The 14,742-nt window shown below is 74.0% G+C and carries 13 protein-coding genes; 5 read left to right on the top strand and 8 right to left on the bottom strand.

Annotated elements, in window-relative coordinates:
* Positions 1–23 precede the first annotated feature (23 nt).
* Positions 24–1,130, top strand: a complete 1,107-nt coding sequence (locus BGK67_RS23485) for a ferritin-like domain-containing protein (RefSeq protein WP_069921936.1) — start codon at positions 24–26, stop codon at positions 1,128–1,130.
* 27 nt (positions 1,131–1,157) lie between these two features.
* Here BGK67_RS23485 and nadE read toward each other — a convergent pair whose 3' ends face one another.
* From nadE to BGK67_RS23470, 3 genes are all read right to left on the bottom strand, one after another.
* Positions 1,158–1,988: an ammonia-dependent NAD(+) synthetase gene (nadE, locus tag BGK67_RS23480; protein ID WP_069921935.1), complete on the bottom strand. Its 831-nt coding sequence runs from the start codon at positions 1,986–1,988 to the stop codon at positions 1,158–1,160.
* Positions 1,989–2,181: 193 nt separating this feature from the next.
* Positions 2,182–3,642 carry a penicillin-binding transpeptidase domain-containing protein gene (locus tag BGK67_RS23475; protein ID WP_069921934.1) on the bottom strand — a complete coding sequence of 487 codons (1,461 nt, stop codon included), beginning with the start codon at positions 3,640–3,642 and terminating at the stop codon, positions 2,182–2,184.
* Positions 3,639–5,006 carry an FtsW/RodA/SpoVE family cell cycle protein gene (locus BGK67_RS23470; protein ID WP_069921933.1) on the bottom strand — a complete coding sequence of 456 codons (1,368 nt, stop codon included), beginning with the start codon at positions 5,004–5,006 and terminating at the stop codon, positions 3,639–3,641. The genes BGK67_RS23475 and BGK67_RS23470 overlap by 4 nt, the downstream gene beginning before the upstream one ends.
* Before the next feature lie 95 nt (positions 5,007–5,101).
* On the opposite strand from BGK67_RS23470, the gene BGK67_RS23465 reads away from it, so the two are divergent.
* The 3 genes from BGK67_RS23465 (at position 5,102) to BGK67_RS23455 (ending at position 7,911) form a co-directional block, all read left to right on the top strand.
* Entirely contained in the window at positions 5,102–5,509 is a 408-nt protein-coding gene (locus tag BGK67_RS23465; protein ID WP_069921932.1) for a DUF6325 family protein, read from the top strand.
* Positions 5,509–5,907 carry a hypothetical protein gene (locus tag BGK67_RS39010; RefSeq protein WP_069921931.1) on the top strand — a complete coding sequence of 133 codons (399 nt, stop codon included), beginning with the start codon at positions 5,509–5,511 and terminating at the stop codon, positions 5,905–5,907. The genes BGK67_RS23465 and BGK67_RS39010 overlap by 1 nt, the downstream gene beginning before the upstream one ends.
* A gap of 648 nt (positions 5,908–6,555) precedes the next feature.
* On the top strand, positions 6,556–7,911 hold the full coding sequence (locus tag BGK67_RS23455) for a C40 family peptidase (protein WP_244291299.1): 1,356 nt from the start codon (positions 6,556–6,558) through the stop codon (positions 7,909–7,911).
* Here BGK67_RS23455 and BGK67_RS23450 read toward each other — a convergent pair.
* The 5 genes from BGK67_RS23450 to BGK67_RS23430 form a co-directional block, all read right to left on the bottom strand.
* On the bottom strand, positions 7,800–9,122 hold the full coding sequence (locus BGK67_RS23450; RefSeq protein ID WP_069921929.1) for a styrene monooxygenase/indole monooxygenase family protein: 1,323 nt from the start codon (positions 9,120–9,122) through the stop codon (positions 7,800–7,802). The two genes, BGK67_RS23455 and BGK67_RS23450, sit on opposite strands and share 112 nt — an antisense overlap.
* Positions 9,123–9,210: 88 nt before the next feature.
* Positions 9,211–9,852 (bottom strand): GTP-binding protein, encoded by a 642-nt coding sequence (locus BGK67_RS23445; protein WP_069921928.1) that lies wholly within the window; start codon positions 9,850–9,852, stop codon positions 9,211–9,213.
* Positions 9,833–10,216, bottom strand: coding sequence for a DUF742 domain-containing protein (locus BGK67_RS23440; RefSeq protein ID WP_069921927.1), 384 nt, complete (start codon positions 10,214–10,216; stop codon positions 9,833–9,835). Before BGK67_RS23440 ends, BGK67_RS23445 begins: the two co-directional genes overlap by 20 nt.
* Entirely contained in the window at positions 10,213–10,689 is a 477-nt protein-coding gene (locus BGK67_RS23435; protein WP_069921926.1) for a roadblock/LC7 domain-containing protein, read from the bottom strand. The genes BGK67_RS23440 and BGK67_RS23435 overlap by 4 nt, the downstream gene beginning before the upstream one ends.
* A complete protein-coding gene (locus BGK67_RS23430; RefSeq protein ID WP_069921925.1) occupies positions 10,686–13,568 on the bottom strand; it encodes a sensor histidine kinase in 2,883 nt (960 codons plus the stop codon). Before BGK67_RS23430 ends, BGK67_RS23435 begins: the two co-directional genes overlap by 4 nt.
* 390 nt (positions 13,569–13,958) lie before the next feature.
* On the opposite strand from BGK67_RS23430, the gene BGK67_RS23425 reads away from it, so the two are divergent.
* On the top strand, positions 13,959–14,732 hold the full coding sequence (locus BGK67_RS23425) for a protein phosphatase 2C domain-containing protein (protein WP_069921924.1): 774 nt from the start codon (positions 13,959–13,961) through the stop codon (positions 14,730–14,732).
* The last annotated feature ends 10 nt before the right edge of the window (positions 14,733–14,742 follow it).

The following is a 14,742-nucleotide window of genomic DNA, read 5'->3' as shown; positions in this document are numbered from 1 at the left end:
AGTAGGCGACAAAGGGGGCGTCAGTGTCGACGCACGAGCGCTACACCACGGACCCGGGCGAGGGCGTCTGGCAGATCCCCTCCTCCGGCTCGGCCCGCTTCAGCTGGGAGTACGACGAAGGCCGCGAACGCCTCCTCGCGCTCTACCAGAAGGGCAAGGACAAGCAGTGGGACGGCGCCAAGCGCATCGACTGGGACACCGAGGTGGACCCGTACGACCCGCTCGGCACCCCGGACGAGGCGCTGACCCTGTACGGGACGCGGCACTGGACCAAGCTCACCGAGCGGGACAAGGGCGAGCTGCGCCGGCACTACGCCTCCTGGCAGTTCAGCCAGTTCCTGCACGGCGAGCAGGGCGCGATGGTGTGCGCGGCGCGGATCGTGGAGTCCGTGCCGGACCTGGACGCGAAGTTCTACTCCGCCACCCAGACCATGGACGAGGCCCGGCACGCCGAGATCTTCGGGCGGTTCCTGCACGAGAAGGTCGGGATGCTGTACCCGATCAACAAGAGCCTCCAGGGGCTGCTGGGCGACACCCTGCGCGACTCCCGCTGGGACATGCCCTACCTGGGCATGCAGGTGCTCATCGAGGGGCTGGCGCTGGCCGCCTTCGGGATGATCCGCGACACGACCGACAAGCCGCTGCCCCAGCAGATCCTGGCGTACGTGATGCAGGACGAGGCCCGGCACGTGGCGTTCGGGCGGATGGCGCTGCGCGACTACTACAAGCAGCTGACGGACGCCGAGCTGCGCGAGCGCGAGGAGTTCGTGATCGAGGGCTGCTACCTGATGCGCGACCGGCTGCGCGGGGTGGAGGTGCTGGAGAACTTCGGCATCCCGAAGAAGGAGGCCGAGCAGTTCAGCGAGCAGTCGGAGTTCCTGGCCCTGTTCCGCAGGCTGCTGTTCAGCCGGATCGTGCCGTGCGTGAAGGACATCGGGCTGTGGGGCGAGCGGCTGCAGAAGGCGTATCTGGAGATGGGCGTCTTCGAGATGGGCGACTCCAACCTGGACCTGCTGATGCGGCAGGACGAGGAGATCGCCGAGGCCCTCGACCGCGAGCGGTTCGCGGCCGAGGAGTCGCAGCGGGTGGCGGAGGTCCGCGCCGCCGTCTCCGACGGGGCGGACGCCTGAGGCCCGGCGCCCCGGCCGGACCGGGCGCTACGGCGCGATCGGGAGCTGCCGCTTGTGCTCGGTGAGCCGGTAGCGGCGGGCGATGATCTCGAAGGCGTGCCCGTCCACCGGCTTGCCCTCCAGGAAGTCGTCGATGTCGTCGTACGTGACCCCGAGCGCCTCCTCGTCGGCCTTGCCCGGGTCGAGGGTCTCCAGGTCGGCCGTCGGGACCTTCCACACGAGCTCGGCGGGGGCGCCCAGGGCGTCCGCGACGGCGCGCACCCGGCGCTTGGTCAGGCCGGTCAGCGGGACGAGGTCGGCGGCGCCGTCGCCGAACTTGGTGAAGAAGCCGGAGACCGCCTCGGCGGCGTGGTCGGTGCCGACCACCAGGCCGTCGTGCGCGCCGGCGACCGCGTACTGCGCGATCATACGCTGGCGGGCCTTGATGTTGCCCTGGACGAAGTCCCGGTGGTGCGCGTCGCGGAAGGCCACCCCGCCGGCGATCGAGGCCTCGAGGGCGGCGTCGCTCGCGGGCTTCACGTCGACGGTCAGGACCCGGTCCGCGCGGATGAAGGAGAGGGCGAGCTGGGCGTCCTTCTCGTCGGCCTGGACCCCGTAGGGCAGCCGCATCGCGTAGAAGGAGGCCGCGTGCCCGGCCGCGCGGGCCCGCTCCACGGCGAGCTGGCACAGCCGCCCGGCGGTGGTGGAGTCCACGCCTCCGCTGATGCCGAGGACCAGGGAGCGCAGGCCGGTCGAGGTGAGCCGCTCGGTGAGGAAGGCCACCCGGCGCTCGATCTCGCGCTCCGCGTCGAAGGTCTCGCTCACCAGGAGTTCCCGGGCGATCTGCTGCTGCAGTGCGGTGGACGCAGGCTCGCTCACGGCTGCTCCTCGGGGTCGTGCGTGGGTACGCGGTTCGCTGCTCCCCCGACCCTAATCGAAGCCCGGCCCGACCCGTGCGGCCCACCCCCGGACGGCCGCCCCGCAAGGCCGCCCGGCAGGGGCCCCCGCACGGCCCCCGTGTGGCCCCCCTTACGGCCCGCCCCGGCGGCATGTCCCACCGCGCGGGCCGGGGTCACCGCGCGGACAGCGCCGCCTCCATCACGGCCCGGGCGATCGGTGCCGCGGCCAGGTTGCCGCTGATGTCTCCCCGGTTCGCCGCCGCGTCCTCGACCACCACCGCGACGGCCACGGCCGGCAGCGGGGCACCCTCGGCCCTCGCCCAGGAGATGAACCAGGCGTAGGGGGTGCCCGCGTTGCCGACCCCGTGCTGGGCGGTGCCCGTCTTGCCGCCGACCACCGCGCCCGGGATCGACGCGTTCTTCCCCGTCCCGTCCTCCACCACCTTCACCATCAGCTCCTGCATCCGCAGCGCGGTGGCCGGGTCCATGGCGCGGCCCAGGCTGCGCTGGTCGCCGCGCCGCACGGGGGACCCGTCGTCCTGCGTGGTGCGGTCCACCAGGTAGGGGGACTTGAGCTCCCCGCCGTTGGCGACCGCCGCCGCCACCATCGCCATCTGCAGCGGCGTGGCCCGGGTGTTGAACTGCCCGATCGCGGACAGGGCCAGCTGGTCCTGGCTCATGTCGGTGTCGAAGTTCGACCGCGACACCCACGAGGGCACCCGCAGCCCGTCCCGGTTGAACCCGAAGCGCTCCGCCGCCTCCACCATGCCGCGCAGCCCGACCCGCACCCCGATCTTCGCCATCACCGTGTTGCAGGACCACTGCACCGCCTCGGCCATCGAGGCGTCCTGGCAGCCCGTGCCCGCGTTCGGCAGCAGGGTGCGGGTGCCGGGCAGCGGGTAGGGGTCGGGGGTCTCGGTGGGCGCGGCCACGTCGGTGACCACCCCCGCGTCGAGGGCCGCCGCCGCCGTCACGATCTTGAAGGTGGAGCCGGGCGGATAGGTCTCGCGCAGCGCCCGGTTGAGCATCGGCCGGTCGGGGTCCGTGTTCAGCCGCGCCCACTGCGCCTTGACCCGGCTGCCCGTGCCGGAGAGCGCGGCGGGGTCGTACGAGGGGCTGCTGACCAGCGCGAGGATCTTCCCGGTGGCCGGCTCGACGGCGGCCACCGCACCCCGTTTGCCCGCGAGCCCGGCGTACGCGGCCAGCTGCACGCCGGCCCGGACGGTGGTGGCCGCGTTCCCGCCGGCCGGGCGGCCGCGCGTCAGGTCGTACCAGAGCGGGAAGGCCGAGAGCCCCGGGTCCGTGCCCGCGAGGACCGGGTCCTCGGCCCGCTCGACGAAGCTGGTCCCGTACGTCTGGGAGGAGAAGCCGGTGACGGGCGCGTACAGGGGGCCGTTGGCGTAGGTCCGCTCGTAGCGCAGCAGTTGGCCGCTGTCACGGGAGCCGGTGACGGGACGCCCGTCGACGAGGATGTTCCCGCGCGGCTGCGCGTAGCGCTCGATCGCGGGGCGCTTGTTGGCCGGGTTCGCGCCGTAGGCGGCGGACTCCCAGACCTGCACGCGGGCGATGTTGACCAGCAGGGCGACGAGCAGCAGGGCGCAGAAGTACCCGCACCAGCGGATGTAGCGGATCACTCGGGGGGCTCCTGCGGTGCGGGCCTGCGGGCGCTGTCGCTGAGCCGGACCAGCAGGGCGACGATGATCCAGTTGGTGACGACGGAGGAGCCGCCCTGGGCGAGGAAGGGCATGGCCATGCCGGTCAGCGGGATGAGGCCGGTGACGCCGCCCGCGATGACGAACACCTGCAGCGCGACGATGGAGGCGAGGCCGGTGGCGAGCAGGCGGCCGAAGGGGTCGCGCAGGGCCAGCCCGGCGCGGAAGCCGCGGGAGACGAGGAGTCCGTAGAGGATCAGGATCGCGGCGAGGCCGACGAGGCCGAGCTCCTCGCCGGCGGTGGCGAGGATGAAGTCCGACTTGGCGGCGAAGCCGATGAGGAAGGACTGGCCGTGGCCGAGCCCGGCGCCGAGCAGGCCGCCGGCGCCGAACGCGAAGAGGGACTGCGCGAGCTGGCCGGGGCCTTCACCGCGCTCGATGGAGGCGAAAGGATTCAGCCAGTCGTCGACACGGCTGTTCACGTGCGGTTCGAAGGTCCCGACGGCGTAGGCGCCGAGCCCGGCGAGGACGAGGCCGATGGCGATCCAGCCGATGCGTCCCGTCGCCGTGAACAGCATGATCACGAACAGTCCGAAGAACAGCAGCGAGGTCCCGAGGTCCCGCTCCAGGACCAGCACGCCGACGCTCAGCGCCCAGATCGCGAGGATCGGCCCGAGGACCCGGCCCGGCAGGAGGCGCAGCTTCCAGAAGAGCCGGCGGCCGGTGAGGGCGAGGGCGGTGCGGTTCGCGGCGAGGTAGGAGGCGAAGAAGACGGCGAGCAGGATCTTGGCGAACTCCCCCGGCTGGAAGGAGAGCCCGGCGAAGCGGATCCAGATGTGGGCGCCGTTGACCGCCGGGAAGAAGACGGGGACGAGCATCAGCACGAGGGCGACGGCGACGGAGAGGTACGCGTAGCGCTGGAGCACCCGGTGGTCGCGCAGGACCAGGACGACCAGGACGAAGAGCGCCACCCCCAGTGCGGACCAGCGCAGCTGGTCCCCGGCGGCGAGGTGGCCGGGGGTGGTCGCGTCGAGGCGCTGGATGAGGACGAGGCCGAGTCCGTTGAGCAGGACGGCGATCGGCAGCACGAGCGGGTCGGCGTACGGGGCCCGGAAGCGGACGGCGAGGTGCGCGAGCAGGGCGGCGACCGCGAGGCCGGCGGCGTAGTGGGCGGCGGGCCGGGGGACGTGGCCGGTGGTGGCGAGACCGACGTGGAGGTGGCCGAGTACGGAGATCAGGACGGCGCCGACGAGGAGCGTCAGCTCGACGCCCCGGCGCTTGGGGGCGCCGGCGTCGGGCGGTGGGGGCGGGGCGGGCTCCGCCACCTGTGCCGTCAGAGCGGTCATAGACGAAACGTAGCAAGCGAACGGATGCTATGTCCGCTTATGTCATAGTGTGCCGAAGAGTCGTCATAAACGGTCGGAATCAGGAGCCGAGCCCTATGGGACCTGTGGAGTTCATCGTCCTCGCCTTCCCGGAGGAGCAGCTGCGGGTGCCGGCCGTCGAGGCGGTGATGGGGCTGCGCAAGACCGGGGTGGTCCGGCTGATCGACGGGCTCGTGGCGACGCGGACGGCGGCCGGGGAGGTCCTGGCGGCGGAGTTCGACGAGTTCGTGGAGCTACGGGGCCTCCTGACGGGCCGGGACGTGGCGCGGCTGATCGGGCCGGAGGACGTACAGGAGGCGGCGGGGCTCCTGGAGCGCGGGAACTGCGCGCTCCTGCTGCTGGTCGAGCACGTGTGGGCCGAGGACGCGGCGATCGCCGTGCGCGCGGCGGGCGGCCGGATCGTGGGCTCGGTCCGCATCCCGCCGGACCGGGTCCCGGTGGACACCCGGACGGGGGCCGCGTGATGTTCATCCGGCCGGTGGGAGTGACGGTCCACGCGGCGGACCGCCCGGCGGGCCGTCCGCTGCTGCGGGGGCGGCTGGCGCGGGCGGCGGGGGTGGTGGAGGGCGCGGCCGGAGCGGCGGACGCGCCGCCCCGGGGCCTGCTGGGGCGGGCGGTCGGCGCGGCGGAGGACTCGGGGCGCGTGGAGTGGGGCCCGGAGCTGGAACCGGAGCCGGAGCCGGAGCACGAAGAGGGCCCGTGGCCACCGGACCCCGGCTCCCCGGAGCCCGGCCCGCCGCCCGCCCCCGCGCCCCCGTCGGGTCTGGCCCCGGACCTCGCCGCCCTCGCCGCCCTGGCCCGCGAAGGCCTGCTCACCCCGGAGGAGTTCACCGCGGCGAAGGCCCGCCTCCTGCGAGGCTGACGACGTGGGGCGCCGACGGGCTCGCGGGCGGCCCAGCGGCCGGGCCGACGGGAGGCGGCCGCCTTGCGGACCAGGACGAGGACGGCCCACACCGGCAGGACGTTCACCACGACCCCTCCGACGAGCGGGCCAGGAGGCCGAAGGGGTTCGCCGCCCCCGGATCCCCCGTCCCCACCAGCGCGGCCGCGGGAAAGAGCACGAAGACGGTGACGAGGAGCGAGCCGGGCAGCGTCGCGAGTACTCCATGATCACACCACGGGATTGAGCCCGCTCAATACATCATTCAGCGCACGCTCACCGCTGTGCCGTCCCCGCTCAGAACTGCTGCGGGTAGCTCTGGCTAGGTCCGGCGTCCGGTGGAGGCGGGCCGGGTGTGCCAAAGCCCTCTGGGGCCCGGCCATGCGTCCCTGATGACCCCGTGTGGAGCTCGATCCCCCGGCCCGTTCCTTTGGGGGCTTCCCTGATGAGGCCCAGCCAAAGCCCGGCCCCCCGAAGCCCCACCACGCCGCCGAGGGGGGCCGGCGGGCAACCGGGGCTCAGGAACGGTGCAGCCGAGGGGGGTGAAGTCCCGCCCCCGTGGCCCCCCACCCCCCACCGGGTGAGCCTGCCCGGCCCGCCGACTCCGTTGGGCGATTTGTCATACCGGGCGTGGCAGCATCGGGCGCCTCGGAGGTGATCCCATTGTCACATCGGCTGCTCCGTGCCGCCTGCATCGCCGCGGTGCTCGTCGCCGCCGGCCCCGTCCCCGTCACCCACGCCGAACCCGACGCACCCAGCGCCGCAGGCGCACCCAATGCCGCAGGCGCGCCCACCACCACGGCCACCACTGCCACCACCACCGCCACGACCACCACCCCCCACGCCCCCACCACCCCCCGCACCTCCACCCAGTCCGTAGCGGCCCTCCTCACCCGCCTCCAAGGCCTGTACCAGAAAGCCGAGGAGGCCTCCGAGGCGTTCAACGCCACCGAGGTCGCCCTCAAGAGGCGGCAGGACGAGGAGCGGCGGCTGACCGCCGAGCTCGGCAAGGCCCGGACCGCCCTGGGGTCCGAGAAGGCGCTGCTCGGGCGGTTGGCCCGCGAGCAGTACCAGGGCGGCCGCGGCATCTCCCCCTACGCCCGGATGCTGCTCGCCGGCAACCCCCAGGCCGCCCTGGACCAGCGGCGCATCACCGCCCGCGAGGGGGCCCGGCAGGCCGCCGTGTTGGAGCGGCTCAGGCGCGGCGAGCGGGAGGCCGGCTCCCTCGCCACCCGGGCCCGCCGGGCACTGGACTCCCAGCAGGCGATGGCCGCGCGGCAGAAGCGGCACAAGGACGAGGTCGCCACGCAGCTCAAGGAGGTCGAGCGGACGCTCGCCGCCCTGACCCCCGAGCAGCTCGCACAGCTCGGCGCGCGCGAGGCCGCGAACACCGCCGGGGCGCAGCGCGCGCTGGTGGACTCCGGCCGGCTGCCCACCCGTACCGGCACGCCCACGGCCGCCGGCGGCGCGGCCCTCAGCTACGCGGCGGCCCAGATCGGCAAGCCGTACGTGTGGGGCGCGGAGGGGCCGGGCTCCTTCGACTGCTCCGGGCTGACCTCGCAGGCCTGGGCGCACGCCGGCCGCACCATCCCGCGGACCAGCCAGGAGCAGTGGGCCACGCTGCCGAAGGTCCCGCTGGACCGGCTGCGGCCCGGGGATCTGGTGGTCTACTTCCCCAAGGCCACCCACGTGGGCCTGTACATCGGCGACGGAAAGGTGATCCAGGCGCCGCGCCCGGGGGCGAAGGTCAAGGTCTCGCCGATCGCCGCGAACCCGCTCCTCGGCGCCGTGCGTCCGGACCCCGACGGCGTCCCGCTCTCGGAGTTCGCCCCTCCGCCGCTGCCCGAGGCCGCGGCGGAGGGGGACGACACCGGCTACTCCGCCGAGGAGTCACCCACGACCGACCCGGACCCCGACCCCGAAGCCGAGTCCGACCCCGAGCCCGGAGCCGCCACCGCGGCCGCCCCCGCCACCGACTCCAAGTAGTCCGCCGCGTCCTCGGGGTCGTAGAAGTACGCGTCGAAGTCGGCCGGGTGGTCGAAGCCGTTGGCGAATCGATCCGCCACCGGCTGCAGCTGCCCGGCCGCCCCGATCAGGTTCAGTACGTGCTCCGGCGGGACGCCCAGCATCGCGTTCGTCCACTGGGTCACCGGCTTGCCCGTGGTGAACCAGAACTTGTCGAAGGTGGCCTTCATCCACGCCTCGTCGAACGGCTTGTCCCCGTGCATCAGGATCGACGACAGGTACGAGGCCGCGCACTTGGCGGCGGAGTTCGAGCCCTGGCCGGTGATCGGGTCGTTGGCGACGACCACGTCCGCGACGCCCAGCACCAGCCCGCCGCCCGGCAGGCGGCCGACGGGGTTGCGGACCACCGGCGCGTAACGGCCGGCGAGGGTGCCGCCCGCGTCCGTCAGCTCCACGTTCGTGGCACGCGCGTACTCCCACGGCGTGTACTGCTCCATCAGCTCCAGCGTGACCGCCAGGTGTTCACCCGGGTCCTTCACGCCCTGGAACACGTCCAGCGGCCCGCCCGGAAGGCCTTCCCAGAACAGGATGTCCGCCCGGCCGGAGGTGGTGAGGGTCGGCATCACGAACAGCTCGCCGACCCCCGGGACCAGGTTGCAGCGCACGGCCTCGGTCTGCGGGTGCTCCGGGCGCGGGCCGAGCCCGTGCACGTAGGAGACGGCGAGCGCCCGCTGCGGGGCGTCGTACGGGGAACGGGCCGCGTCCCGCTCGAACAGCGACACCAGCTCGCCCTTGCCGGCGGCCACCAGCACCAGGTCGTACGTACGGGCGAAGTAGTCGAGGTCGGCGACCGACGCGCCGTGGATGACCAGCTGTCCGCCGCGCTGCGCGAAGGTGTCGAGCCAGCCGGCCATCTTCACGCGCTGGTCGACGGACTGCGCGTACCCCTTGAGGCGGCCGAGCCAGTCGATGGCGCGGCTGCCGTCGGGGGCCGCCACCGAGACGCCGAGGCCCTCGATCTTCGGGGCCTGCTGCTCCCAGAAGTTGAGCTGGAGGTCGCGTTCGTGCCGGAGCGCGGAGTCGAACATGCACTGCGTGGACATCACCCGCCCGGTGCGGATCTCGTCCGCCGTCCGGTTGGACATCAGGGTGACCTCGTACCCCTTGGACTGGAGTCCGAGGGCGAGCTGGAGTCCGGACTGGCCGGCCCCTACGACAAGTATCCTGCGCATTTCTCACGTTCTCTGTTCGGGAGGGCTGTCGCTTTTCGGGAGCGCTGTCGCTGTTCGGGCGGGCCGGCTCTGTTCGGGCGGGCCGGCCCTATTCGGGAGTGCTGTCCAGGGCGTGCCCCACCAGCGTCAGCAGGGATTCGACGACCGTCGCCCGCCGCCGCGCGTCCATGATCACGACGGGCACCTCCGCCGGGATGGTCAGCGCCTCCCGCACGTCCTCCGGCTCGTACGACTCCGAGCCCTCGAAGTGGTTCACGGCGACGGCGTACGGCAGCCCGCAGCTCTCGAAGTAGTCGAGGGCCGGGAAGCAGTCGCGCAGCCGCCGCGTGTCGGCCAGGACGATGCCGCCGACGGCGCCGCGCACCAGGTCGTCCCACATGAACCAGAACCGCTCCTGGCCCGGGGTCCCGTACACGTACAGCACCAGGTCGTCGTCGAGGGTGACGCGGCCGAAGTCCATCGCGACCGTGGTGGTGTGCTTGTCCGGGGTGCCGGTCAGGTCGTCCGTCGGGACGCTGGCCTGGGTCATGACCGCCTCGGTGCGCAGCGGCGTGATCTCGGAGACGGACGAGACGAACGTGGTCTTGCCGACGCCGAAGCCACCCGCGACCAGCACCTTGACGGCGACGGGGGCGCGGGAGCGGTCGTACTGCCACGGCTGGACGGCCTCGTCGTCCGCATCCGGCGCGGACACCGGCCGGACCGGCTGGTCAGAGACGGCGAAGACCACTGAGCACCCTTTCCAGCAGCGCGCGCTCGGGACGGCCGGTGCCGTGGCCCGTGCCGTAGACGCGGAGCCGTCCCTGGTCGGCGAGGTCGCTGACCAGGACGCGGACCACGCCGAGCGGCAGCTTCAGCAGTGCGGCGATCTCGGCGATCGTCCGCATGCGGCGGCAGACCTCGACGATGGCGGGCATTTCGGGCATGCGGTCGGGCGCCTTGGCAGGACCGGTGTCCAGGGCGGCGACGAAGGTCTCCACCAGCAGGACCTGCGTGAAGCGGGTCCGGCCGCCCGTCAGGGAGTACGGGCGGACGCGGGCGGGACGGCGGTCGGCGCCGCGTATCGGCAGCCGGTCGGAGGCCGGACTCCTCACGGGGTTTTCTCCATCGACTGGCGCAGCTCACTGCGGACTTCGGGGGTCAGGACATGGCCGGCGCGGCCGACGAACAGGGCCATGTGGTAGGCGACGACGCCCATGTCGCAGTCGGGGGCGGCGTGCACGCCCAGCAGGGACCCGTCGCTGATGGCCATGACGAAGACGGAGCCGTGCTCCATCGCCACCATGGTCTGTTTGACGCCGCCGCCGTCCATGAGGGCCGCCGCGCCGGTGGTGAGGCTGCCGAGGCCGGAGACGATGGTGGCGAGGTCGGCGGAAGCGCCCCGCGGGCCCTTGGTGCGTGGCCCCTGGGGGGAGTCCGCTCCCGGGTCGGAGGACAGGAGCAGCAGCCCGTCCGAGGAGACGACGGCGACGGAGTTGACGCCGGGTACCTCCTTGACCAGGTCGGTCAGCAGCCATTGCAGGTTGCGGGCCTGGGTGCTCAGTCCGTACGTACTGGGCGCGGTCATGTGCGTGCCTCCTGTGCGGTGTCCCCCCGGTCGGTCTGCCCCTGATGCCGGTCCTGGCCCTGGTCCTGGTCGTGGTCCCGGTCCCGGTCCTGCCGGAGCTCGGCGGCGGCCACGCGCCGGCCGTCCTGGGCGCCCTGGTAGAACCCGCCGAGGCGGCGCCGCAGTTCGTCGGCGTCGACCTTGCGCGCCGGCTCGGGGGGTGCGTCGCCGGAGCCGGGGCGGCCGGCGGCGACGGCGCGCGGGGTGCGCTTGGGCAGGCCCTTGTCGGTGACCGCCTCGGGGTCGGGCTCGGCCGGGTCGGCGGGGTGGCTGCCCTGTCGGGGCAGCCAGTTGTCCTCGGCGGCGGCATGCCGGTGCGGGTCGGCCTCGGCGGCGGTTTCCCGTACGTCGGCACCTGGCGCGGCACCGGGCGCGCCGGCCGGGATCCGCGACTCGGGGTCCGCCGCGGCGAAGCCCGCCCCTTCCGCGTCGGGGACGACCCGCGCGAGCAACTGCTCCTCGGGACCGGGCCCACCCGGGACCTCCGCGGCGGGGGCCGCCACCGGGTCCACGGCCGGAGCCTCGCCCGAAACCTCGGCCTCCGGAGCCGCCTCGGAAACCACCGGAACCCCGGCCACGGGAACCTCGACCGCCTGGGCGGCCACCGGAGCGTCCGGAACCTCGCCCCCCGGGTCGGCCGCCGGCCCGTCCCCCGGACCCTCCTCCGGAGCCCCGGCGGCAGCCGCGGCCGCCTCCGCTCCCGTCCCGTCCTGCGCCGCACTGCGCCGCAGGCGGCTCGGGAGGGTGTTCTCGTTGGCCTCCGCGATCACGCCCGGCAGGTGCAGCGCGGGCGCGCCCGGCGTGGCCAGGGTGTGGACCGGGGAGGCCGGCGGGGTCGCGGGCAGCAGCGCGGCCGGGACGACCACCAGTGCCTCGGTGCCGCCGTGCCGCGCGGCGCGCAGCTCCGCGGTGACGCCGTGCCGTGCCGCGAGGCGCCCGGCCACGTACAGGCCGAGGCCGAGGCCGTGCTCCGCCTCGGGCTCCTCGTCGTAGGCCTCGGGCGTGGACAGCCGGGCGTTGAGGGCCTCCAGCCGGTCCTCGGTGACGCCGATGCCCTCGTCGACGACGGACAGCACCACGTCGCCGGAGTCCAGCAGCCGTCCGGACACCTTGACCTTGACGTCCGGCGGGGAGAACGTCGTGGCGTTCTCCAGCAGTTCGGCCAGCACGTGTGAGATGTCGTCGGCCGCGTGCCCGGCGATCTGGGTGTACGAGGGCAGCGCGGCGAGGTCGACGCGCTCGTAGCGCTCGATCTCGCTCACCGCCGCCCGCATGACGTCGACGAGCGGCACCGGCGGGCCCTGGCCGTGGCCGTGCTCCTGGCCGGCCAGGACGAGCAGGTTCTCGTTGTGGCGGCGCATGACGGTCGCCAGGTGGTCCAGCTTGAACAGGGTCGCCAGCCGGTCGGGGTCCTGCTCCTTGGACTCCAGCTCCTCGATCACGGCGAGCTGGCGCTCCACCAGGCCGAGGGTCCGCAGCGACAGCGAGACGGAGGTCGTCGACATGATCCGGCGGTGCTCTTCCAGCCCGGCCCGCAGCGTGGCCAGTTCCTCCTCCAGCACCTCCCGGCCGGAGGTCAGCGCCTCGTTGCGGCCGATGATGCGGCGCCGGTCGGCGTCGAGCCCGGCGATCCGGGTGTGCAGGGAGACGGTCTGGTCGCGGACCGCGTTCAGGTGGCGTACGACCTCGGCGAACTCGTCGTTGCGGCCGGTGAACCGGACCGGCTCCAGCGAGCCCTCCGGCGTCGCCAGCCGCTGGGCGCCGCGGCGCAGCACGGACAGCGGCCGGGTCAGCGAGCGGGCCACGGCGGTGGAGACTCCGACGGCGACCAGGAACAGCACGCCCAGCAGCGCGATCACGGTCTCGAGCCGGGTCACGTCGTCGTCGCGCTGCGCGGCGAGCGCGGAGGCGCGCTGGCCGGCGAGGGTGGACTCGACGGACCGCATGCGGTCGATGCGGGCGGTGAGCGCGGAGCCCACGGCGGCCGCGTCGGTCCTGCGGTCGGCGGAGGTGAGCGTGGGCCGGTCGGTGAGCCGCTTGAGGTAGTCGTCGGCCGCCTTGACCTCGGGTCCGGTGACGGTGGCGGCGAGGGTCTGGCGCACGTCGGGCCGCGCGGCCCGCGCGAAGTCGTCCAGGGCGGCCTGTTCCCGTACCCGCGAGCGCTGGGCGGCGGTGGTGAGTTCGTCGACGACGGCCGAGCCCGGAAGCTGCTCGCCGCGGGGGACGGCCAGCGCGGCGAGCAGCAGTCCGCGGGTGGCCGAGGCCTGTTCCACGGCCTGGCCCAGCGGGGCCATGGGGCGGGTGGTGGCGAGGGCGGCCGTGGCGCGCGGCGGGGTCAGTTCGGCGAGCCGGTCGCCGGGGGCGAGCAGTTCCGCGAGGACGCCGGCGTAGGCCTGGTGGGCGGCGAGGGCGCCGCCCTTGCCGTCGACGGCCTCGGTGCGGACGGCCTGGACGCGGGCGAGGGCGCGGGCGGTCGCCTCGTCGGCGTCGGCCCGGACCTCGGCGATCTGCCGGTCGGTGCGGGCGGCGCGTTCCTGGACGGGCCCCTTGGCCGTGCCGGGGCGGCCCTTGGCGGCGTACTCGACGACGGCGTCGCGCTCGTCGCCGAGGAGGTGGGCGAGGGTGAGGGTGTGCCGGGTCCGTTCCGCGAGGGTGACCAGGCGTTGGGAGTCGTTCAGTTCCCTCGAGGCGGAGACGACGGCGGGGGCGCCGGCCGCGAGGACGGTGAGGCCGGCGACGGCCACGCCTACGACCAGCCTGCGGCGCACGCGGACGCGGCGTCCTGCGGGGGCCGGGCCGTCGGTGGCGGTGCCGTTCTTCCGAGACCGCTTCTTCTGCACCGGTGCTCGCAATCCTGTACGTGTGCTCTTGCTCGTCTACTCGTGTGGCCGAGGTAACGGCCGGTCAACAAGTAAACGCCTCCAGCCCCCTCGTACCGCCTCAGACCTTTGCAGTGCGATGGGAAGAGAGCCGCACATCGCCCGCCCGGCCACTCGAACGAGTGAACATCAAGGATCAGTTGGCGACCAACTCGGACATCCGGCGTCAGAGCCCGTCCGTGGACAGGCGGTTGAAAGATCGACGCGGGCTTTGGCAGTATGCCCGCCCACATTCCGAGGCCGGGGCGCGCCGGGCCCTCCCGCGCCCTGTGGGGCGGCGCCGGGCGGCCGCCCGGCCATTGGTCCGGACCTGCCCGCGCTCCGCACCCCCTCGGCGGGCAGAATGTCCGCATGCGCATCGACCTCGCCTCCGCCCCCGGCAGTCCGGAACGCCCCAATGAGGACTGGGTGTCGGCCGCGATCCCCGCCTCGGGCGGTGGCGTGCTGGTCGCCCTGGACGGGGTCACCCCGCCGCGCGGCGAGGACGGCTGCGTGCACGGGGTGCCGTGGTTCGCGGCCCGGCTCGGCGGCCGTTTGACCGAACTGTCCGGATCGCGGCGGGACATGCCGCTGGACCGGATCCTGGCGGAGGCGGTCCGCGCCACGGCCGAGGCACACCGGGACACCTGTGACCTTTCTCACGTCCGCACGCCCCAGGCGACGGTGGTCGTGGTCCGCTGGGACGAGGCGTACGTGGAGCACCTGGTGCTCTCGGACTCGGTCCTGCTCCTCCAGGAGCCCGGGGGCGAGGTGACGGCGGTGCTCGACGACCGCCTCGACCGGGTCCCCCGGGAGGTGCTGCGGTCGGTGGAGGCCACGGACGGCCTGCGGAACGCCGAGGGCGGCTTCTTCACGGCGGCCGCGGATCCGGAGGTGGCGGCCCGGGCGGTGACCGGGCGCACCCCGCGCGACCGGGTCCGGGCGGTGGCCGCGCTCACGGACGGCGCGAGCCGGTGGACGGACACGTTCGGGGAGGGCGACTGGGCGCAGTGCCTGGCGGTGCTGCGCAAGGAGGGCGCGCAGGGGCTGATCGGCCGGGTCCGCGCCCTCGAGTCCGACCCGGCGCGCCCGCCGGCCCGGTACAAGCGGCACGACGACGCCTCGGCGGTCTACGCGGAGCTGTAGCGAGGGGTTG

Origin of the sequence: Streptomyces subrutilus (assembly GCF_001746425.1) — a bacterium.
GTDB lineage: Bacteria > Actinomycetota > Actinomycetes > Streptomycetales > Streptomycetaceae > Streptomyces > Streptomyces subrutilus_A.
Note: the sequence above shows the minus strand (reverse complement) of the source record. Positions and strands in the feature narration are given on the sequence as shown.